The sequence below is a fragment of the Phycisphaerales bacterium AB-hyl4 genome, assembly GCA_041821185.1.
GTDB lineage: Bacteria > Planctomycetota > Phycisphaerae > Phycisphaerales > Phycisphaeraceae > Natronomicrosphaera > Natronomicrosphaera hydrolytica.
This window is the reverse complement of the sequence record JBGUBD010000001.1, coordinates 247,991-267,169: the sequence shown is the minus strand read 5'-3', so window position 1 is coordinate 267,169 and position 19,179 is coordinate 247,991. Positions and strand designations below refer to the sequence as shown.

Genomic DNA, 19,179 nt, shown 5'->3' with positions numbered 1-19,179 from the left:
TGAGGAGAAAAGTGATAGGGCAGGTCCCTGCATCACCTCACACATCCAACTCCTCCGCCTCTTCCGCGCGCTCCATGATGAAGCGGAAGCGGGCGGACGGGTCTTTGCCCATCAGGTCGCTCATCACGCGATCCGTCTCCAGCGCATCGTCCACATCAACACGCAGCAGCCGCCGCGTCTTGGGGTTCAACGTTGTCTCCCACAACACCTTCGGCATCATCTCGCCCAGGCCCTTGAAGCGCGTTGTCTCCACCTTCGCATTGCCCTTGCGATGCTTCTTCAAAATGCGGTCGCGGTCCGGGTCGTCCGCCGCCCAGTATGTCTCTTTGCCAATGTCCAGCCGATACAACGGCGGCACGGCCAGGTACACCCGGTGCGCCGCGAGCAACTCGCGCAGATGGCGATAGAAAAACGTGAGCAACAACGTCGTGATGTGATGCCCGTCCGAGTCCGCGTCGGCCAACAGAATCACGCGATCGTAGCGCAGCTTCTTAAGGTCGAAATCCTTGCCCACGCCGCAGCCCATGGCCGTGACAAGGTCCGCCAGTTCCTTGTTCTCCAGCACCTTCGCCAGCGCGACCGACTCCGTGTTGAGCACCTTGCCGCGCAGGGGGAGGATCGCCTGCGTCGCACGATTTCGCCCTTGCTTCGCGCTGCCGCCGGCCGAGTCGCCTTCCACGATAAACAGCTCACTGTCGCCGCGGTTACTGTTGGCGCAGTCGCTGAGCTTGCCCGGCAGATTGAGTCGGCCGGACGTCGCCGTCTTGCGACTGATCGACGCGCTCGCCGCCCGGCTTGCCTCGCGCGCCCGCGCCGCGAGGATGATGCGGTGCACGATCGCCTCGGCCGACGTGCGGTTCTCGTTCAGCCAATGCTCGAAACTTTGCCGCACTGCCGCGTCGACGAGTTGCTGCGCTTCGGGGTTGTTCAGCCGATCCTTGGTCTGCCCCTGGAACTGCGGATCGGTGATGAACACGCTCAGCACGCCGATCACGCCTTCGCGAATGTCCTCCGCCGAGATGTTCACACCGCGCGGCGTGAGGTTATGCGTCTCCACATAATTGCGGATCGCCTTGTTGATCCCCGTCCGCAGGCCCGTTTCATGCGACCCGCCCGAGCCGGTGGGGATGCCGTTGACATAACTGCGCACGTGCTCTTCGGTCGACTCCGTCCAGTGGAAGCAGACTTCCACCTTGCCGTCATCGCTTTCACGTTCGAAGCTGAACGGCTGATCGACAACCGACTTGGCTTCGCGCTCTTTCGTCAGCTTCGCCAGGTACTGCACCAGTCCTTCGCGATGCTGAAACGTGTCGACCTTGTTGGTCGTTTCATCTTTGAAGACGACCTTGACACCCTTGTGCAGATAGCTGGTGATTTCCAGTCGATGGCGAATCAACTCCGCATCGAACTCGGTCTTGGGGAAGATGGTCGCGTCGGGGTGGAAGTAGATCGTCGTGCCGCTGCCGCGCGCGCTGCCGACTTTCTTCAGCTTGCCCTGCGGCTTGCCCGCGGCGAAGGTCATCTGCCACTCGTGGCCGTCGCGTTTGACGGTGGCGACGAGTTTCTTGCTCAGTGCGTTGACGACCGACGAGCCCACGCCGTGCAGGCCGCCGGAGGTTTTGTAGTTATCGTGCTCGAACTTGCCGCCGGCGTGCAGTGTGCCGAGGATGATTTCGAGCGCGGACTTCTTATGCTTCGGGTGAATGTCAACGGGAATGCCGCGCCCGTTGTCAGCCACGGTAATGCTCGTGCCATCCTTGTGGAGCGTGAGCACGATCTCGGTCGCGTAGCCGTTCATGGCTTCGTCGACCGAGTTGTCGAGCACTTCCCACACGAGGTGGTGCAGCCCCGCCGACGACACGCCGCCGATGTACATCCCGGGGCGTTTGCGTACGGGCTCAAGGCCTTCGAGAACCTGAATATCTTTGGCGGTATACGTGCTCATTGATCTACCTGAACTTTCACGACAACTTTCCGCACCTTGCCCGCTTCGCCGTCGAACACGCAGGGCATGTGCACGTCCTGCGGCATGAACACCGCGAACGCCCCAGCGGCGAACGGCAGCAACGTGCCTTCACCCGTGTACAACGCCACATCCTTCTCCGCGTCGTACGCTTGCGATTCCGTCATCGTCGTCAGCGGCGCGTAGCCCATCCGCTCGCGGCCGGCGACGATGAACTGCACATCCGCATACTTGCGATGCGCCTCCCACACGCTCTGCTCAACAGGCTTGGTTGTGTACGACTGCACGAGCGCAAACACGCGATCGCCGTCAAGGTCATATCGCCCTTCGTCGGCCGAGGTCGCCCGGTCGCTGGCGATAAACGCAAACGCCAGATCGAAGCCCCGCTGAAGGTTGGCGTACGTCGCAGCGTTTTGCAGCGTGTCAATGATCATGATGGTTCCATCACAGTTAGGGTTCGGCAGTTCATCGCCCGGCTTGCACCGTCACCAGTTGCCGACGGTCGACCGTCAGGCGGATCGGCCCGGCGTAGTCTTCGCCCACTTCGTTGCGCAGGTTCAGTTGCATGCTACGGCGCTGATCCATGTGGTTCGTCCAGTAAAGCGTCAGCGACTCCGGCACGTCCAGGCCGGGCCCGCGAAGCGTTTGCGATTCGCCCGCGTCCACCTCGTTGAACGCAAGGTGGTGGTTCGCCCCCGTGGCGATCACCTCGCGAATCTCATGCGTCGTGTCGTTCGTCAACGTGTACGACACACGCTCTGGCGCCTCGGCCGACTCGCCGCAGGCGATCAACGGCAAGGTCAAAACGATGGCGGCAAATCCCCTCAACATTTTCATCATGGGCTCCCGGAAGTTGGCTTCCTCTGTGTTATGTGTTGCAGGCCAGGCGAAAAAAGTCGTCCGCTTTACGACAGTTCATCCAACGGCAGCGGCGGCTGCGGCGCGTCGGGCACGATCTCGGTCAGCCTGCCGCGCTTGATTACTTCATGCCCCTTGCCGCCGCGCGACACGAGCTTGTACTTGGCGGTGTTGATCCGCTGCTCGCCGCCGAGGCTGGTCTTGGCGACCAGCGTGTCGCGATCGTCGACCGCGGTTTTCACGCCGAGCACTTTGTCGCCCTTGTTCAGCTTGATCAACTGCACGCCCTTGCCCGCGCCGGAGAGGTAGTTGACCTCCTCCGCGCTGGTCAGCAGGCAGCGGGCCTCGCGCGTCACGGCGATCACCGTTTCACTGCCGTCGATCGTGCCTGCGAAGAGCACTTCGCTGCCCTTGGCCGGTCGTGCGAAGCGTCGGCCGGCCTTGGTGGAAGGTTCAATGAAGTTGCTGATGCCAAACCGCAGCGCGTAGCCGTCGCTGGCGACCGCCAGGCCGTGCACTTCCGGCGCATAGTCCGGGTGTTTGGGGTCTTCGTGGATGTTGCCGATGACGCGCGGGTCGAGGCTGAAGGCCGCGATGATGCGTTCGCCGTCTTTGAGTTTGAACAGCTTCTGGATCGGCTCGCCGTAGCCGGTGGTCGCGGGGATGTCGATGATACGCGCGGTATACGCCGTGCCCTTGTTGGAAAGGAAGCACATGGTCGCCCGCGTCGAGCCCGGCTGACAGGTGAGCACACGATCGCCTTCGCGCAGGCGGGTCTTGGTCGGGTCGGCGATCTCCTTCTGCCGCTTCACCCAACCGTCGACCGTGACGAGCACATGGTTGTCCTCCGCGACGATGAAGTCTTCCGCGTTGAACGTCGGCTCGTCGTCAATGCTCTCGATGAGCGTCCGCCGTTTGTCCGCCTTCGTGTAATCCTTGCGAAGCTGGTCGATCTCATCACGAATGATCTGCCATCGGCCGGCCGCGTCTTCCTCGGCCAGCAGCTTGCGGATCTCCTTCGCCCGCTTCTGCTTGTCCTTCAGCTCATCGAGAATGACGTTGATTTCAAGACGCGCCAGGCGGTACAGCTTCAGTTCGAGGATCGCGTCGATCTGCTCTTCGTCGAGGCCGCCTTTGCCGACTTGCTCGGGGCCATACTTCTTGAGAATCTTCTGCGCCGCGTCGGCCTTGCCGTCGCTTTTGCGGATGATGGCGATGATGTCGTCGAGCACATCAAACGCGAACGCGAAGCCTTCGAGCAGGTGGATGCGCTTTTCGAGTTGGCCCAGCTCATGCGCCAGCCGACGCGTCACCACGTCGAGGCGAAACTGGAGGAAGCTTTGCAGGATCTCGCGCAGGTCGCAGCGTTCGGGCCTGCCGACCTCGGGGTTCTCCGTCGGCAGCAGGCAGGTGAGGTTCACGCCGAAGTTCGTCTGCATCGGCGTGTGCTTGAACAGGTACGCCATGACGATCTGCTCGTCCGCATCCTTCTTCAAGGTCAGCTCGATGCGAACGTCGTCCGTGCTCACATCTTTCACGTCGATCAGCAGCGGCAGCTTGCGCGAGATCACGACGTCGGCAATGCGTTCGACGAGCACGCTCTTGTTCACACCGTAGGGGATGCTGGTGATAAACAGCGTCTTGCCGCCGCGCCCGGCCGGGCCTTTCTCCCACGTGCCGCGAATCTTGATCGAGCCTTGCCCGGTCTTGTAGATGTCGCGGATTTCGCTGGCAGACGTGATGATCTGCCCGCCCGTGGGGAAGTCCGGGCCCTTGACGGTGATGGCCAGCTGGGCGCTGGTCAGCTCCGCGTTGTCGATCAGGCGCAGCAGCGCCTGGCAGACCTCGTCCGCGTTGTGTGGCGGGATGTTCGTCGCCATGCCCACCGCGATGCCCGCGCTGCCGTTGATCAGCAGGTTGGGCAGCCTGGCCGGCAGCACGACGGGCTCTTCCTTCGTGCCGTCATAGTTCGGGCGGAAGTGCACCGTCTGCTGCGCGATCTCACTGAGCAGTTCGCTGGCGATCGGCTGCAAGCGACATTCGGTGTAGCGCATCGCGGCAGGGGGGTCGCCGTCGAGCGAGCCGAAGTTGCCCGAGCCGTCGACCATCGGCATGCGCATCATGAACGGCTGGGCCATGCGGACCAGCGCTTCGTAGATCGCCGAGTCGCCGTGCGGGTGGAACCGGCCCATCACCTGGCCGACCACGTTGGCACACTTGCGGTGCTTCGCGTCGGCCCGCATGCCGTCGATCCACATCGTGTAGAGGATGCGCCGCTGCACCGGCTTCAGGCCGTCGCGCACATCAGGCAGCGCTCGGCTGGTGATGACCGACAGCGCATAGTTGAGGTAGCGACTTTGCGCCGCTTCGCGCAACGGGATGCGGTCTTCAACGCCCAGCGCGGACTCGCGCGCGTCGATCGGCTGGCCGTCGCCGTTGTCCGGGGTTTCGAAGAGGCTGTCGCCGTCGTCGGCGGATTGGCGTTTGCTTCGTCGAGCCAAGGCGTGTCACCTTCCATGGTGTTCGCGGGGAGTATCTGCGCGGCGGCATGCGTCCGAGGGCCATCGCTGAAGCGGCGAATCTAGCATCATGCAGCGGTGACAGACAAATCATCGTAGTCGAAAACGCAAACAGAAACCAAACGGGCAGGCGCGGCGGATGCCTCTTTTCGTGGCCGACCGCAGCACATTCGCTACACTGCACGCGGACTTAGTTTGAGCCTTGCCAGGGGGATGCCATGCCATCGTGGGCTTTGCCGGAATCCGATGTTCGCCGGATGGTTCGTTTACTGGGGAAAGTGGCGGGGATGACCGGCCCGCTGCCCGAGCGTCGCACCGCGCTGGCCGAAGAGATGTGCGACCTCGTCGACGCCGACTTCTGGATGTGGGTTCACACCCACTTACCCCAAGGTAGCCAACGGCCGACCGCGTTCAACGTGTTGCACGGCCGAATGAGCGAACGCCAACTCGTAGTCTTCTACGAAAACAGCTACGAACCCGAGCTGCAAACGCCGGAGATGGCTCCGCTCCTGAAGCTCATGCGCCGCGGCAAGCCCTTCACCCGCCGCCGATCGCAGATGATCGACGACCGCGCCTGGTACGACTCCCCCCACGTGCGACTCGTCCGCAAGCCGGCGGGCATCGACGACTTCATCTTCTCGCTCTACCCGCTCGGCGATGACTGCTGGAGCGCCTTCGGCTTCCACCGCACCTACGGCCGACCGGTCTTCACCCCCGAACAGGCACGCATGATCCACATCATCGCGTCCGAAATCCCCTGGCTGCATCACCACCAACCCCCCGAAAACGCCAACACCCTCCTGCCCGCCCTCACCCCTCGGCTGTGCACCGTCATGGGCCTGCTCATCGAAGGCTACAACCGCAAGCAGATCGCCAACCAGCTTTCCCTCAGCGAGCACACCGTCCGCGGCTACATCAGCGACGTCTACCGCCACTTCAAAGTCCGCTCCCACGTCGAACTCATCCAGCGTTTCGCCCAGGGCAACGGCCAGGACATCACCCCACCTACCTGATCCTCGCCCCGCCGTCCGCAATTTCCCTAACCCGACATCTGTCGGGTTGGCGCGGTAACACCAGCCAGTAAGCTGGCCTGCGAAAATCACACAGCCATCGGCGAACCCCACCCTTACCAACGTGGGCACGCCTGACTCAGACATGGGCGCCCGGGGTCGTCCCGCCCCTGTCGCTGCACGCTGATGGGGGGGCGCGTGCGCGACAGGGGCGTTTTTATGCCCCCACCTCGTACGGATCGGACATGCATCTCGAGTGCGCTCGAAGCCCACGGCGTCACGCCGTGGGCGTCAGCCTCATACACAGCGCCCGGGTTCGAAGGGTCATCCGTCTCATCCAACCGCGTACACCCCCACAAACCTACGCCTCCCCACGCCGCCGCGCCAACTCCGCCAGCGCCGCCTCCGGATCATTCGGCAGCGGCGCTTGCTCCTCCTCACCCGCCGCCGCCAACCCCGGCTCATCCAACTCACGACGCGGCCGCTCCGCCACCCTCGGCCGAACCATCCCCCGCACACGCCACAACACGAACAACAACGCCCCCAGCATCATCAACATCACCACAAACATCGACCCGCCCATGCCCCGCCCCGGCCCGCCGCCCGCGCCACGGCTGATCACCTCTGCCGACCGCGCCACAAACGTCAGATACTCCCACGCTCGCCCGTCGGCATCGCGGTCGGCCCACACCTTGTAAAACCGCCCGACCAGTTCCACCTCGGCCCCATACCGTGGCGGCCTCGCGTCCAGCTCGCCGGCCGGGTCCACGAAATAAACCACCACCGCCGGCGGCTCCGGGCTCACCACCACGCCCCAACCGGTCAGCGCGTCGCCCCACGCCCCGCGTCGCGTCAGCCGATGGCGCGGCGTCGTGCCGATGAATTGCCCACGGATCAGATACAGCTCCCCCCGCGCCGCTGCCGGGTCGGCCCGGATCGCCTCATAATCCGGCACGCGCGCCCCGCGCATATCGCCCGGCTCGAACGCAAGCATATTCTCCAGCAGCGGGTACAGCGCCCCTTCGTCAAGCTGTCTGCTGCCATCCGTCGCGGTATCAAGCTGCGCCCGTTGCCCGTCGCTCAACGCCGGCACACCCACCACCGCCGCCAGCCACAAGCAGACCATCGTGTGAATCATCCCACCATTGTAAAGCAGGCCCGCCCGCGCGTGACGACATGAAGCACCCTTGCGCGATCAGCAATCAGCAATTAGAAATTAGAAATCCCCCCAATCCGGCCCTTCGCTCGCGAACTCGCTCAGAGCTCGGCTTCCCCAAATCCCAAATCCGAAATCCCAAATCCGAAATCCGAAATCACCCCACCCCGCCCCCGCCCCCTTGCGTTCCTGCTATCATTGGCCCTTTCCCCCTAAGCGAAACCGCCGCAAAACAAGGTGCGACATGACCACCAGCGCCCCAGCTTCCGCCGCGATCGACGCCATCCTCGCCGACCTTCCGCCCGGCGTGCAGGGCCAGGTCGTCCCCATCGTCGACTTCGGCTCGCAGTACGTCCAGCTCATCGCCCGACGCGTCCGCGAAGCTGGCGTCTACAGCATGCTCGTCGGACCCAACATCACCGTCGAACAGCTCAAAGCCCTCAACCCCCGCGGCATCATCCTCTCCGGCGGACCGTCCAGCGTCTACGAAGAAAACGCCCCAACCTGCGACCCCAAACTCTTCGACCTCGGCGTCCCCGTCCTCGGCATCTGCTACGGCATGCAGGTCGCCTGCCAACTGCTCGGCGCGCAAATCAAAAACGCCACCGCCCGCGAGTATGGCCGCGCCCAGCTCCGCATCGAAAACGACGCCGACCTCCTCCACGGCATCCCCGCCAACACCAGCGTCTGGATGTCCCACGGCGATCAGGTCGTCGCACTCCCCGAAGACTTCGAACCCCTCGCCACCACACCCACCTGCCCCTACGCCGCTGTCCGACACAAACAACACAAGTTCTACGGCGTGCAGTTCCACCCGGAAGTCACACACACGCCGCATGGCCATGACATCCTCGGCAACTTCCTGTTCAACATCTGCCAGTGCAAGGGCAACTGGCACATGGCCGACTTCCTCGAAGCCGAGAGCAACCGCATCCGCAACATCGTCGGCGACAAGCACGTGATCTGCGGCCTCTCCGGCGGCGTCGACTCCTCCGTCGTCGCAGCGCTGCTGCACAAAGCCATCGGCGATCAACTGACCTGCATCTTCGTCGACAACGGCCTGCTGCGCAAAGGCGAACGCGAACTCGTCGAGCAAACCTTCCGCGATCACTTTGAAATCGACCTCCGCGTCATCGACGCTGCCGACGACTTCTTGAACGACCTCGAAGGCATCGAAGACCCGCAGGAAAAACGCCGACGCATCGGCCACCGCTTCATCGAAGTCTTCAAACAAACCGCCGCCGAAATCAAATCCGAAATCCAAAATTCGAAGTCCGACATTCAGTTCCTCGCCCAGGGCACGCTCTACCCCGACGTCATCGAGTCCGGCCAGGGCTACTCCGGCGCCGCCGCCAACATCAAACTCCACCACAACGTCGGCGGCCTGCCCGAAGAGCTCGGCTTCGACCTGATCGAACCGCTGCGCGCCCTGTTCAAAGACGAAGCCCGCAAGCTCGGCGAAGTGCTCGGCCTGCCGGACGCCATCGTCTGGCGACACCCGTTCCCCGGCCCCGGCCTGGCGGTGCGCGTGCTCGGTGCGATCACCCGCGACAAGCTCGACCTGCTCCGCGACGCCGACGAAATCCTGCTCGAAGAGATCGTCGCCAACAATCTCTATCGCCGAACCGCGCAGGTGTTCGTCGTCCTCTTGCCGGTCAAGTCGGTCGGCGTGATGGGTGATGGCCGAACGTATGACAGCGTCGCTGCTGTGCGTGCCGTGGAAAGCCAGGACTTCATGACCGCCGACTGGGCCCGCATCCCCTACGACGTGCTCGCGACGATCAGCAATCGCATCATCAACGAAGTGCGCGGCATCAACCGCGTCGTCTATGATATTTCCAGCAAGCCGCCCGCCACGATTGAGTGGGAATAACAGCCGGGCTGTTTTCGACCGCCGTTTGTGTCCGCTGCCTGGCTTGCATTGACCCGGATATGGAGTCACATGAACGCCACATCGCCCGCCACGCTCGTGTATCTCAACGGTGAGTTTTTGCCTTACGATCAGGCGTCGCTTTCGATTGACGATCGGGGCACGTTGTTCAGCGATGGCGTTTACGAAGTGCTCGAATATTTCGCCGGCCGACCGTTCGCCATGCAGCAGCATGTCGATCGCTTGAAGTATTCGCTCGCAGGCATCTGCATCGACCCGCCGAGCGTGGTCGACGAGTTGCCAGCGATCAGCGACGAACTGATCCGCCGCAATGACATGCCCGACGCGCGGGTGTACTGGCAGGTCACGCGCGGCCCCGCGCCGCGCAACCACCTTCCGCCGAGCGACCCCACGCCCACCGTGCTCGTCACCACCACACCGACGCAGCCGCTGTCGAGCAACCCACCCGCCCGGCAATGGAAAGCCATCACACACGAAGACCTGCGCTGGAAGCGATGCTGCTACAAGACGCTCATGCTGCTGCCCAACACGCTTGCGAAGCAGCAGGCGAAGCGCGACGGTTGCCAGGAAGCCATCCTCCACCAGGGCGTGGCCGTGACGGAAGGCGGCTCGACCAACGTCTTCGTCGTCCGCGACGGCGAACTGTGGACGCACCCGGCCAACGAAGCGATCCTTCGCGGCATCACCCGCGACCTCGTGATCGATTACGCCCGCGCGATGGATCTCACCGTGCACGAAACGGCTGTGACCCTCGATGAGCTTCGGCAGGCCGACGAGGTGTTCGTCACCGGCACGACGACGCACGTCACCGCCATCACGCACATTGACGGCCACCCGATTCAACTCGGCGAAGTCGGCCCCGTCACCGCCAGCCTGCACGACGCGTACGAACAGCAGTTGATGCAGGCCTGTTGCACCGCCGGGCAAACGTCGCCTCACGCCTGACCCATAGCCCCACGCGGAATAGCTTCGCATTCTCGAAATTTAGCAGCGGTGCTTGCACCGCTTTTTCTCGCCTCGCGGACCGAGAGCGTGGGCCAAGGCTCGCGGCTAAATGCAAACCATTAGACAGAGGAAGGTAGGCTTGTCAGCGATGCAATCAGAACATGTGGTCATCGTCGGCGGAGGCATCGTGGGCTTGAGCGCCGCCAGCTTCCTCAAGCGCAAAGGCGCTCGCGTCACATTGCTGGAGCGCGACGGGTTCGCCTCAAGCGCGTCCACCGGCAACGCCGGCTTCATCGTGCTCGGCCACCCGCCGCTGCCTCGGCCGGGCCTGACGAGTCAGGCGCTGAAGATGCTGTTCGACCCGGCCAACCCGCTCTACGTGCCGCCGCGCTTCGACCCGGCGCTGTTCCGCTGGCTGTGGCAGTTTCGAAAAGCGTGCAACGAAAAACAGTTTCATCATTCGATGGAAGTGCTCGCCGAGTTCGGCTGGATCGCGGGCAAGGCGTTCGATGAAATCGTCAATGAGGCGAAGCTCGACTGCGACTATCACCGCGACGGCTGGCTGGAAATCTTCGAAACCGAAAAGCGTTTCGAGCACGGCCGAGCCGACGCGGACATCCTCAAAAAGCACGGCTACCAGTTCGACGAACTCACCGGCGACGAGATCCGCCAGCAGGAACCGGCGCTGCGCGACAATGTGGTCGGCGCGATCTGCTACAAGGACAGCGGCTGGGCCGACCCGGGCCGATGCGTGGCCGCGCTGGCGGAGCATGTCAAGCAGCAGGGCGTCGACATTCGCGTCGGCGCTGCCGTGTCACGCCTGGTCACGTCAGGCGATCACGCGCACGGCGTCGAGTTGGAGACCGGCGACATGATCGAAGCCGACCAGGTCGTCGTCGCTGCGGGTATCTGGTCGCAGCAACTCGCCCAGACCGTCGGCCTGCGCGTGCCCATGCAGGCCGCCAAGGGCTATCACATCAACCTCGCCATGCCCGACGTCGCACCCACGCGCGCCTGCCTGCTGGCCGAGGCGTTCGTCGCGGTCAACCCCAGTTGCCAGGGCCTTCGCCTCGCGGGCACGCTGGAGTTTTCCGGCATCAATCACAACGTCGTCGAGCGTCGGCTGAACATGCTGCGCATCAACGCAGCGCGGTTTCTCAAAGGCGTCGACGAAGCGGCGGAACTGTCGACATGGTGCGGCCTGCGCCCGTGCACAGCCGACGGGTTGCCCGTCATCGGCCGATCGCCGCGCATCGACAATGTCATCATCGCCACCGGCCACGCCATGCTCGGCTTCGGCCTCGGGCCCGGCACGGGGCAACTCATCGCGGAACTCGTCGCCAACGAACCGCCGACCATGAACCTCGACGCGATGAGCCCGGCCCGCTATGCATAACGCAACGCTCAGCTACTCGTCGACCGGCTGGCCCGACGCGTAAGGCCCGGTCAACTCCGCCAACCGTTCGCGCGTCCGCTCACTGAGCGTATAGCTCGGGCCGGCCGACTCACCCACGCGAAACCGCGCTTCGTCCGCAGCGATCATCCGCTGCACAAAGTCGATCGGCATGCGAACCCGCGCGTCGTGCACCGACTCATGCGTATACCTCGGAAACGACATGCCCACCCCCGTCGATACACCCGTGCCCACCCCGCGGCCGACGCCCACGCCGACGTGTGACGAGTGCGCCCGAGTCGTTCGTGTATGCACATTCAACGACATCGGCTGCGTGACCCGTTCGCCATCGAGCAGGAAGTAAGCCCGATCGCCGCGGATCGGCGAGCGGGTCGACCGCACGTGCATGATCACGTGTTCCGGGTCGTTGTCGTTGATGACGAAGCGAACGTCATAGCCGCCCGATTGCCGCGATGCATACACGAATTGCCCATGCTCCCCGCTGAACTCGTCATACCACGCCCGCGGCTGCGCCGGCGTCTGACAGCCCGACAACATGAGCAGCGGCGCAACCACCATCAGCGTCAGGCAGACGGCCGCGAAAGTCGATCGTTCAGTCTTCACAACCAGGTTCCTTTCTTCAGCAGCTGGCGCGGTTAAGCAACTCGGTCAGCAAAGTAAATCATAGGCTCGCACGACATCGCCCGGCCATCGGCATCGTCTTGTACGCTTTCTATTTGATCCTCGTGCTCATGACCAATAGCCCCACGCGGGAGCGTGGGGTTTTCTGCGTGTGCGGCCAACCCCACGCTCCCGCGTGGGGCTATAGAACGCACGAGGAATAAACATGATCCGCCTTACCAGATCAGCCAGCGAACCAGCTCGATCCCGCCGATCACCACCACCGCGCCCACCGCCAGCGCGATCCAGAATGCGACCTTCTCTTCTTTGCCCGGCTTTTCTTGCTGCATGATTCGATTCGCTTCCTGCTGACTTAATCGCGATCGGCTCCATCAACCCTCGGCCAGCGCGGGCCAAGCAGGTCGGCCCGCATGTCGCGCAGCGCGGGAAACTTCGCACGAAACGTGGTGAGCACCTCGCGGTCGATGTCGCAGTCGAGCATCGCCGGCTGCTCACCCGCCTCGGCCACGGCTCGGCCCTGCGGGTCGTACGCCACGCTCTGCCCGCTGTAAGGCACGTTCGGGTCCTGCCCGCAGCGGTTCAGGCCGACCACGAACGCCTGGTTTTCAATCGCACGCGCCTGCAGCAGCGGCCGCCAGTGGTGCGCTCGCGCGGCGGGCCAGTTGGCGATCACCGCGAACAGCTCCGCCCCGGCTCGCGTGAGGTGTCGAAACAGCTCGGGAAATCGCAGGTCGTAGCAGACTACCGGCGCGACCTTTAATCCCTGCCAGTCGAACAGCGCCAGCCGATCGCCGCCTGCGAAATGGTCGTCTTCGCCGGCGTGCGAAAACGGGTGCAGCTTCGCGTAGCGGGCCAGCTGCGCGCCCTGCGGATCGAACACGACTGCCTGGTTCCGCCCTCGGCCGTCGGGCCCGACATTCACCACGCCGGCGAGCAGGTAGACGCCCAACTCGGCGGCGAGCTCCGCCAGCCACCGCTCGCTCGGCCGATCGGCCCCCTCGGCGGCCCCGTTGCCCTCGGCGATCTTCGCGACATTCATGCTGAACCCGGTCGCGAACATCTCCGGCAGCAGCACCAGCGTGCCCGGCTCGGGCCGACGCTCGCGCAGCCAGGCCGACAGCCGCTGGTGGTTCGCTGGCTTGTCCTCCCACGCGATGTCGTACTGGCATGCGATCAGCTTCATGGGTTTGCCTTCATGCTCGGCCGACCGTGCTCGCGGTGGGTCGGCTGCGATGACGTTAGTCGATATCGCCCCGCCCGGCCACGGCCGCCGCCGACTGTAGTGGCATCCTGCCCGGGATCGGGTAACGTGGTATGTGGGCGTGGACTATTCCGGGGCCGCGGCGCGTTGTACCCGCACTGGCGTTTTGATCCATACAGGAGTTTCGTGTCATGCTGAACCGACCCATGCGGTGTTTGACCCTGCTGACGATGACGTGTGCCCTCGTGCTGGTCGGCTGCGACCGGGGCGAGTTGCCCGACGCGCCCCCGCCCGAGCCGATCGCCGAGCCGGAGGCCGCCACGGCGTCGCCCACGGCCGATGCCCCGGCCGACGAGACGGACGACGCGGATGAGGCGGACGAGCGCAAGCTGCCCGAGTCGCTGCCGGAGGTGGAGCTGGCCGACCTTGAAGCGTTGATTACCGAGACCGCCGAGCGGGGCCAGGTGCTGGTGATCGACTTCTGGGCGACCTGGTGCGTGCCCTGCGTGGTGATGTTCCCCGAGTTGCACAGCGGGCTCAAAGCGATGGGCGACGCCGTTCGCCCGGTGACGGTGACACTCGACGAGCCGGCGGACGAGGTGAAGGCGATGGAGTTTCTCGCTGAGCATGATGCGCTCACGGATGCGTACGCGCTCGTGCGGACGTCCGAGGGGCAAATCGCCGTGGTCGCCGGCCTGGGCGAGCGTTGGACTGACCTGGTCGTGCCGGCTATTTTGGTATACGACCGGGACGGCAACCTGGCCGGCGAGTTCATCGACGACAGCCGTGTGCCGCCGATCCTCGAACGCGTGCAGGCGTTGGCGGCAGCCGACGATGAAGCGGACGATGCGGATGACGCCGACGACGCCGACGACGCCGACGAAACAGACGAAGCCCAGGCCCGGGCTCACCAACACTGATATGTAAACCGGGGCGATCGAGGGAGCGAATCGACGATGATGAAGATGCGCGAGTCGGCCACCAGTCGTTGCTACGACCTGTGGTCGAAATTTTACGACTACACGTTCGGCGCTTTGGTTCACAAACGCCAGATCCGCGCCCTGGAAGAGCTTCGCCCCAGCCCCGGCGACCGCGTGCTGGACATCGGCGTCGGCACGGGCATGACGCTTCGCCACTACCCGGACAACATCAAGGTCGTCGGCCTCGACCTCTCGGCCGGCATGCTGCGCAAAGCCGTCGACAAGATCCGTGACGACAACCTCCGCCACTGCCAGGTCATCCAGGCCGACGCGATGTTTCCCCCCTTTGCCGAGCAGAGCTTCGACCACATCATCATCAGCCACACGGTAAGCGTGGTCAGCGATCCGCCGAAGCTGATGCGCTGGGCCCAGCGGCTCGTCAAGCCCGGCGGGCGCGTCATCGTGCTCAACCACTTCCAGTCGAACAACAAGCCCGTCGCGCTGGTTGAAAAAGTGGTCAACCCCATCTGCGTCAAGGTCGGTTGGCGAAGCGACCTCTCGCTCGAAGAAGCATTGGAAGGCGTCGACCTGAAAGTGCTCTACCGCTTCAAGATGAGCCTGGTGGACTTGTGGCAGATCGTGGTGCTGACCGACCGCGAGTCGGCCGAGTCGGCATAGCTCGCGGCGGATGGGTCGTGAATTCAAAGCCACGGGGTTGACGATGGGCCGATGCGCATGGCCCGGGGGGCGCTGCATGGCGGGCGGCCTGTTTTTTTCAGTCTGATCCTTCCCGATGAATGGCGTGGTTTCAATGGCGTGGACGCGTTGGCGTTTCAGCTTGCGCGATGTTTTTGCGCATGGGCTCGACGGTGTCGCCAGCTAAGTACGTTGAACGGCAGTCGACGAACGTTTCCTTTCTCTGTTCTTTAAGAAGAAACGTTCAACGTTCAACGTGACAGCCAACCACGATTCGGGAGATCCAGATGAGCGAAGCGGATGCGCGGGCAAAGGCGACGTCGAAGCTGTCACCTGAAGCGAGACGACTGGCGGAGCAATGGGCGAAGCTGGGCGGCCGCTGGGCGCGGGAGGGGCGTCTTGCGCGTCCGGCCGATCGGCCGAGCCCGCCGACGTCGGCCGCAGAAAGCCGAAAGACACCGGCGGGCGGCTATGGCGAACTGGCGCTCAAGTTGGCGGAGGTGCTGGACGATCACGGCAGCCTGCGGATGTACGAGAAACTGGTCCAGCAGTGCGAGGAAGGGCGGCTGTGTCCGGCCCAGGGGCGGGGGTATGTCCGGCGGCTGCTGACGGGCAAGGCGCGGGAGCTGGCGCGGCTGCGCTACCCGGCCGGGCCGATGCGCAACCCGGCAGCGGTGTTCGTGGCCTGGGTGCGAAAGCTGCCCGTCGCGACGACCCCGCCGAATGCGTGAACGCGAGCGCCGGGGTCTCAATGCGATCGCGTCGCCGTCTGCGCCGCCTTCTTCAGGAGGGCGACCTGGCCGATGTGATAGGCGTCGTGAGCGATCAGGCCGATGGCGAGTTGTCCGAGGGACCAATCCCCACCCGCTTCGGGCGCGGCTGACCAGTCGGACACCGCGAAGCCATCCAGCGCGACTTGCAATGCTCGCTCCGATTCATCGAGCAGTTTACGGTCTGCACGCCAGGCGTCTTCATTCGGCCGCTGCGGCAGCGCCGGCCAGTTCTCGGGCGCTCGCGCCAGCCTGTCGATCTTGCCATGGGACAGCGCGTGAGCGACTTCGCACCGCCAGAATGCTGCGTGAAGCACGATTTCCCAGATCGAGTGGCCGTGCTTATTCAAGCGGAACAATGCGGCATCAGCGTCGATGTCCGCAACGACTTCCGCCAGCGTCGGCCCACCATAGAGCGGGTCGACGTCCCCCAGTCGAAACACCGACCGCTTCAAGTCTTCGATTACGTTGGGCATCGGATTCTCCAAGTAAACTTTCACCGCCGAGTGTTACGCAGTGAGTAGGGCAGGGCTTGCCCTGCCGAGAGGTGATGGCCATTCGTGGCAGGGCAAGCCCTGCCCTACGACAGCGCGTGCGGCGGTTACCGCGTGGCTTGTTCGAGGCGTTGGCGGATGAGCTTCGCTCTGGCGATGCGGCGTTCGGCGGCGTCCATTTCCTGTTGAGACAACTTCTGCAAATGCGCGGGCTGCGTCAGCAGGAACAGTTCGTTGATTGCGCGGATGTCGACCTTTTCGATGCGGCCGAGGTTGACGCCGAGGCGGAGGTGGCTGAGCAGTTGCAACACTTCGTCCGTGCCCATGACGCGGGCGTTGGTCAGCAGGGCCCACGCGCGCCAGACTTTGTCGTCGAGCTGGGCTTGCCGCTGCTTGAGCAGGGCCTGTCGGGCCTGCTGTTCGTAGGCGATGATCTGCGGGACGACGGTGTGCTCGAAGTCGGCGAGGATTTCCTGTTCGGCTTTGCCGAGCGTGGTTTGATTGGAGATCTGGTAGAGGTCGCCGAGCGCTTCGGAGCCTTCGCCGAACAGGCCGCGGACGGCGAGGTGCATGTCGCGCGACGCTCGGCGGACTTTTTCGATCTCGCCTGTGAGCTTGAGCGCGGGCAGGTGGAGCATGACGGAGACGCGGATGCCCGTGCCGAGGTTGGTGGGGCAGGCGGTGAGGTAGCCGAAGCGGCGGGAGTAGGCGAAGTCGAGCTTTTCTTCGAGCACATCGTCGATGCGGTCGATCTGGTCGTACGCCTCGGCGAGCTGCATGCCGGAGCGGAGCACTTGCACGCGGAGGTGGTCTTCTTCGTTGACCATGATGGCGAAGGTCTCGGCGGCGTCGAGGGCGACGGCGCGCGGGATGTCGTCGCCCGCGGTGGCGTGCTGGCGGGAGATGAGGTGGCGTTCGACGAGCAGCTGGCGGTCCATGCTCGGGCTGTCGGGCAGGTCGACCCAGAGCACGTTGTCGGCCAGGCGTTTGGAGACGATCTCCTGCTTGCAGCGGTCGAGCACTTCGAAGCGCTGGCGGCGGTTGGCGCGGTTGACGAACGGATAGCCCGCGAGGTTGCGCGCGTAGCGGATGCGGCTGGAGATGACGATATCGCTATGCGGGCCTGCCCCGCGGAGCCATTCGCCGGCGTGGTCGGTCAGCTGCCTGATGCTCATTCCGCCTGCTCCTCATATCGGCGGATGTCGTCGCGTAGCCGAGCTGCGAGTTCGTAGTCCTCGGCGGTGACGGCTTCGTTGAGCTTTTTGCGCATCCGTGTGAGCTGGGCCTGCCGCTGCTCGCCGGCGCCGGCGCGGCGGGGCACTTTGCCGACGTGATGCGAGCCGCCTTCGTGGGCGCGTTCGAGCAGCGGGCTCAGGGGTCCTTCGAAAGATTTGTAGCAACTGGGGCAACCCATGAGGCTGCTTTCGCGAAACTTGGAAAAGCTCAGCCCGCATTCTTCGCAGGTCAGTTCGGAGGTGCTGGTCTGCGTGCCGCCGCTGTGGAGCTTGACGAAGTTGGTCAGCAGCTCGTTGATCGGGGTGTGGGCGGCCTTGACGGCCATGCCTTCCTCGGCGGCGTGGAGGTCGCAAAGGTGCTGCTCGATTTTCTTGCCCTTGACGATCTCCACGGAGTGGTTCGTGGCGGGGCGGTCGCATTTGTCACATTTGCGGTTCACAGCGGCAGGCCTTTGTTCGGAGCAGCGGCCCTTTTGCGGGGCGGGGGCATCGGGGGATGTCCGGAAACGTCCGGGGGGGTGCGGAACTTCCGGGGGCTTCCGGGAAGCGTCCAAGTTTTGTGCGATTCTAGGGTTGACCCGCAACGCGTTCAATAGGCAACCTCCCGCAACGGAGGATCATTGCGGTTCGGGCCCACGGTCGAAGACCGTGGGCTTCGGGTGAGGTGGGATGAAGGGGCGATTATTCGAACGCGGCGAAGTGGGCGTCCTGGATGGGGACGACGACTTCGAGAATGTCGCGGAGCACGCGGGCGGGCGAGCCGAGCGAGTCGATCTCGACGACCTTTTCTTTGGGGTAGTGTGCGAGCACGGGGGCGGTCTCTGCTTCGTAGACCTCCCATCGCTTGCGGATGACCCTTTCGTCGGCGTCGTCGAAGCGGTTTTCCTTGAGCGCGCGGCGGCGGAGTCGCTCGAACATCGCTTCTTCGTCGGTGCAATGCAGGTGCATCACGAGCAGGACGTCGATGTACTGGTCGAGCAGCTTGGCCTGTTCGAGGGTGCGGGGGATGCCGTCGAGCACGAGCAGGTCGACGCGAGGCTTGAACGCGCCGATGATGCGTCGGGCGTGCATGTTCTCGGCCCACATTTTGATGGTGACATCGTCGGGCACGAGCTGGCCGCGCGAGCTGTACTCGTAGAAGATTCGGCCGAGCTCGGAGTTGATGTCGATCGAGCGGAACACGTCGCCGCAGGCGAAGTGGTAGAAGCCGGGGATGGAGCCGAGGACTCGGCCTTGCGTGCCCTTGCCCGCGCCGGGGGCGCCGAAGAGCAGCACGCTCTTGTATTGCTTGCCGACTTCGACGGTGTTGTTGCTGGTCAGTTGGGGGTTGGCGGCGGGGCCGGGCATAGTTCGGTCTCGCGATCTGGATGAAAAGTTTCCGGGGGGTTTCGACCCACGGGCGAGCACTACCATAACATATCATCAGGCCATGCCAGCGCTTGGCAAGGCAAAGGCGCGGAATTTCTGCGTTTCAGGGGGGATATGA

General features: G+C 64.1%; 18 protein-coding genes. 7 read left to right on the top strand and 11 right to left on the bottom strand.

Annotated features, from left to right (window positions below; all coding sequences use genetic code 11):
• Nucleotides 1–37 precede the first annotated feature (37 nt).
• The 4 genes from ACERK3_01100 to ACERK3_01085 form a co-directional block, all read right to left on the bottom strand.
• Nucleotides 38–1,945 carry a type IIA DNA topoisomerase subunit B gene (locus ACERK3_01100; GenBank protein ID MFA9476879.1) on the bottom strand — a complete coding sequence of 636 codons (1,908 nt, stop codon included), beginning with the start codon at nucleotides 1,943–1,945 and terminating at the stop codon, nucleotides 38–40.
• Nucleotides 1,942–2,397 carry a YhcH/YjgK/YiaL family protein gene (locus ACERK3_01095; GenBank protein MFA9476878.1) on the bottom strand — a complete coding sequence of 152 codons (456 nt, stop codon included), beginning with the start codon at nucleotides 2,395–2,397 and terminating at the stop codon, nucleotides 1,942–1,944. Before ACERK3_01095 ends, ACERK3_01100 begins: the two co-directional genes overlap by 4 nt.
• A 31-nt stretch (nucleotides 2,398–2,428) precedes the next feature.
• On the bottom strand, nucleotides 2,429–2,803 hold the full coding sequence (locus ACERK3_01090) for a hypothetical protein (GenBank protein ID MFA9476877.1): 375 nt from the start codon (nucleotides 2,801–2,803) through the stop codon (nucleotides 2,429–2,431).
• Nucleotides 2,804–2,868: 65 nt separating this feature from the next.
• Nucleotides 2,869–5,322 carry a DNA topoisomerase (ATP-hydrolyzing) subunit A gene (locus ACERK3_01085; GenBank protein MFA9476876.1) on the bottom strand — a complete coding sequence of 818 codons (2,454 nt, stop codon included), beginning with the start codon at nucleotides 5,320–5,322 and terminating at the stop codon, nucleotides 2,869–2,871.
• A 275-nt stretch (nucleotides 5,323–5,597) separates the two neighbouring features.
• On the opposite strand from ACERK3_01085, the gene ACERK3_01080 reads away from it, so the two are divergent.
• Nucleotides 5,598–6,353: a LuxR C-terminal-related transcriptional regulator gene (locus tag ACERK3_01080; GenBank protein ID MFA9476875.1), complete on the top strand. Its 756-nt coding sequence runs from the start codon at nucleotides 5,598–5,600 to the stop codon at nucleotides 6,351–6,353.
• Between the two features lie 358 nt (nucleotides 6,354–6,711).
• Here ACERK3_01080 and ACERK3_01075 read toward each other — a convergent pair whose 3' ends face one another.
• A complete protein-coding gene (locus ACERK3_01075) occupies nucleotides 6,712–7,488 on the bottom strand; it encodes a hypothetical protein (GenBank protein MFA9476874.1) in 777 nt (258 codons plus the stop codon).
• A 262-nt stretch (nucleotides 7,489–7,750) separates the two neighbouring features.
• Between ACERK3_01075 and guaA the strand changes: the two genes are divergently transcribed.
• From guaA to ACERK3_01060, 3 genes are all read left to right on the top strand, one after another.
• Complete coding sequence (gene guaA / locus ACERK3_01070) at nucleotides 7,751–9,379, top strand: glutamine-hydrolyzing GMP synthase (GenBank protein MFA9476873.1); 1,629 nt, start codon at nucleotides 7,751–7,753, stop codon at nucleotides 9,377–9,379.
• A gap of 69 nt (nucleotides 9,380–9,448) precedes the next feature.
• A complete protein-coding gene (locus ACERK3_01065; GenBank protein MFA9476872.1) occupies nucleotides 9,449–10,342 on the top strand; it encodes an aminotransferase class IV in 894 nt (297 codons plus the stop codon).
• 109 nt (nucleotides 10,343–10,451) lie between these two features.
• Nucleotides 10,452–11,738: an NAD(P)/FAD-dependent oxidoreductase gene (locus ACERK3_01060; GenBank protein ID MFA9476871.1), complete on the top strand. Its 1,287-nt coding sequence runs from the start codon at nucleotides 10,452–10,454 to the stop codon at nucleotides 11,736–11,738.
• 12 nt (nucleotides 11,739–11,750) lie between these two features.
• Here the strand turns inward: ACERK3_01060 and ACERK3_01055 are convergent, their stop codons facing one another.
• Complete coding sequence (locus tag ACERK3_01055; GenBank protein ID MFA9476870.1) at nucleotides 11,751–12,359, bottom strand: hypothetical protein; 609 nt, start codon at nucleotides 12,357–12,359, stop codon at nucleotides 11,751–11,753.
• Between the two features lie 370 nt (nucleotides 12,360–12,729).
• Nucleotides 12,730–13,560 (bottom strand): carbon-nitrogen family hydrolase, encoded by an 831-nt coding sequence (locus tag ACERK3_01050; GenBank protein ID MFA9476869.1) that lies wholly within the window; start codon nucleotides 13,558–13,560, stop codon nucleotides 12,730–12,732.
• A gap of 209 nt (nucleotides 13,561–13,769) precedes the next feature.
• Here ACERK3_01050 and ACERK3_01045 point away from each other — a divergent pair, with 209 nt between their 5' ends.
• The 3 genes from ACERK3_01045 to ACERK3_01035 all read left to right on the top strand — a co-directional run bounded on the left by ACERK3_01045 (nucleotide 13,770) and on the right by ACERK3_01035 (nucleotide 15,925).
• Nucleotides 13,770–14,498, top strand: a complete 729-nt coding sequence (locus tag ACERK3_01045; GenBank protein ID MFA9476868.1) for a TlpA family protein disulfide reductase — start codon at nucleotides 13,770–13,772, stop codon at nucleotides 14,496–14,498.
• Between the two features lie 36 nt (nucleotides 14,499–14,534).
• Nucleotides 14,535–15,176, top strand: a complete 642-nt coding sequence (locus ACERK3_01040; GenBank protein MFA9476867.1) for a class I SAM-dependent methyltransferase — start codon at nucleotides 14,535–14,537, stop codon at nucleotides 15,174–15,176.
• A gap of 305 nt (nucleotides 15,177–15,481) precedes the next feature.
• On the top strand, nucleotides 15,482–15,925 hold the full coding sequence (locus ACERK3_01035; protein MFA9476866.1) for a hypothetical protein: 444 nt from the start codon (nucleotides 15,482–15,484) through the stop codon (nucleotides 15,923–15,925).
• A 17-nt stretch (nucleotides 15,926–15,942) separates the two neighbouring features.
• Here the strand turns inward: ACERK3_01035 and ACERK3_01030 are convergent, their stop codons facing one another.
• From ACERK3_01030 to ACERK3_01015, 4 genes are all read right to left on the bottom strand, one after another.
• On the bottom strand, nucleotides 15,943–16,440 hold the full coding sequence (locus tag ACERK3_01030) for a DinB family protein (protein ID MFA9476865.1): 498 nt from the start codon (nucleotides 16,438–16,440) through the stop codon (nucleotides 15,943–15,945).
• Nucleotides 16,441–16,565: 125 nt separating this feature from the next.
• Nucleotides 16,566–17,633, bottom strand: coding sequence for a protein arginine kinase (locus ACERK3_01025; protein ID MFA9476864.1), 1,068 nt, complete (start codon nucleotides 17,631–17,633; stop codon nucleotides 16,566–16,568).
• Nucleotides 17,630–18,085, bottom strand: coding sequence for a UvrB/UvrC motif-containing protein (locus ACERK3_01020; protein MFA9476863.1), 456 nt, complete (start codon nucleotides 18,083–18,085; stop codon nucleotides 17,630–17,632). The genes ACERK3_01025 and ACERK3_01020 overlap by 4 nt, the downstream gene beginning before the upstream one ends.
• Before the next feature lie 289 nt (nucleotides 18,086–18,374).
• Nucleotides 18,375–19,040 (bottom strand): adenylate kinase family protein, encoded by a 666-nt coding sequence (locus ACERK3_01015; protein ID MFA9476862.1) that lies wholly within the window; start codon nucleotides 19,038–19,040, stop codon nucleotides 18,375–18,377.
• Between the last annotated feature and the right edge of the window lie 139 nt (nucleotides 19,041–19,179).

Coding starts and splice junctions, on each gene's coding strand:
- ACERK3_01030 (MFA9476865.1), bottom strand. CDS start 16,440: ATGCCCAACGTAATCGAAGACTTGAAGCGGTCGGTGTTTCGACTGGGG.
- ACERK3_01075 (MFA9476874.1), bottom strand. CDS start 7,488: ATGATTCACACGATGGTCTGCTTGTGGCTGGCGGCGGTGGTGGGTGTG.
- ACERK3_01100 (MFA9476879.1), bottom strand. CDS start 1,945: ATGAGCACGTATACCGCCAAAGATATTCAGGTTCTCGAAGGCCTTGAG.
- ACERK3_01045 (MFA9476868.1), top strand. CDS start 13,770: ATGCTGAACCGACCCATGCGGTGTTTGACCCTGCTGACGATGACGTGT.
- guaA (MFA9476873.1), top strand. CDS start 7,751: ATGACCACCAGCGCCCCAGCTTCCGCCGCGATCGACGCCATCCTCGCC.
- ACERK3_01065 (MFA9476872.1), top strand. CDS start 9,449: ATGAACGCCACATCGCCCGCCACGCTCGTGTATCTCAACGGTGAGTTT.
- ACERK3_01060 (MFA9476871.1), top strand. CDS start 10,452: ATGCAAACCATTAGACAGAGGAAGGTAGGCTTGTCAGCGATGCAATCA.
- ACERK3_01035 (MFA9476866.1), top strand. CDS start 15,482: ATGAGCGAAGCGGATGCGCGGGCAAAGGCGACGTCGAAGCTGTCACCT.
- ACERK3_01050 (MFA9476869.1), bottom strand. CDS start 13,560: ATGAAGCTGATCGCATGCCAGTACGACATCGCGTGGGAGGACAAGCCA.
- ACERK3_01090 (MFA9476877.1), bottom strand. CDS start 2,803: ATGATGAAAATGTTGAGGGGATTTGCCGCCATCGTTTTGACCTTGCCG.
- ACERK3_01095 (MFA9476878.1), bottom strand. CDS start 2,397: ATGATCATTGACACGCTGCAAAACGCTGCGACGTACGCCAACCTTCAG.
- ACERK3_01015 (MFA9476862.1), bottom strand. CDS start 19,040: ATGCCCGGCCCCGCCGCCAACCCCCAACTGACCAGCAACAACACCGTC.
- ACERK3_01025 (MFA9476864.1), bottom strand. CDS start 17,633: ATGAGCATCAGGCAGCTGACCGACCACGCCGGCGAATGGCTCCGCGGG.
- ACERK3_01040 (MFA9476867.1), top strand. CDS start 14,535: ATGATGAAGATGCGCGAGTCGGCCACCAGTCGTTGCTACGACCTGTGG.
- ACERK3_01080 (MFA9476875.1), top strand. CDS start 5,598: ATGGTTCGTTTACTGGGGAAAGTGGCGGGGATGACCGGCCCGCTGCCC.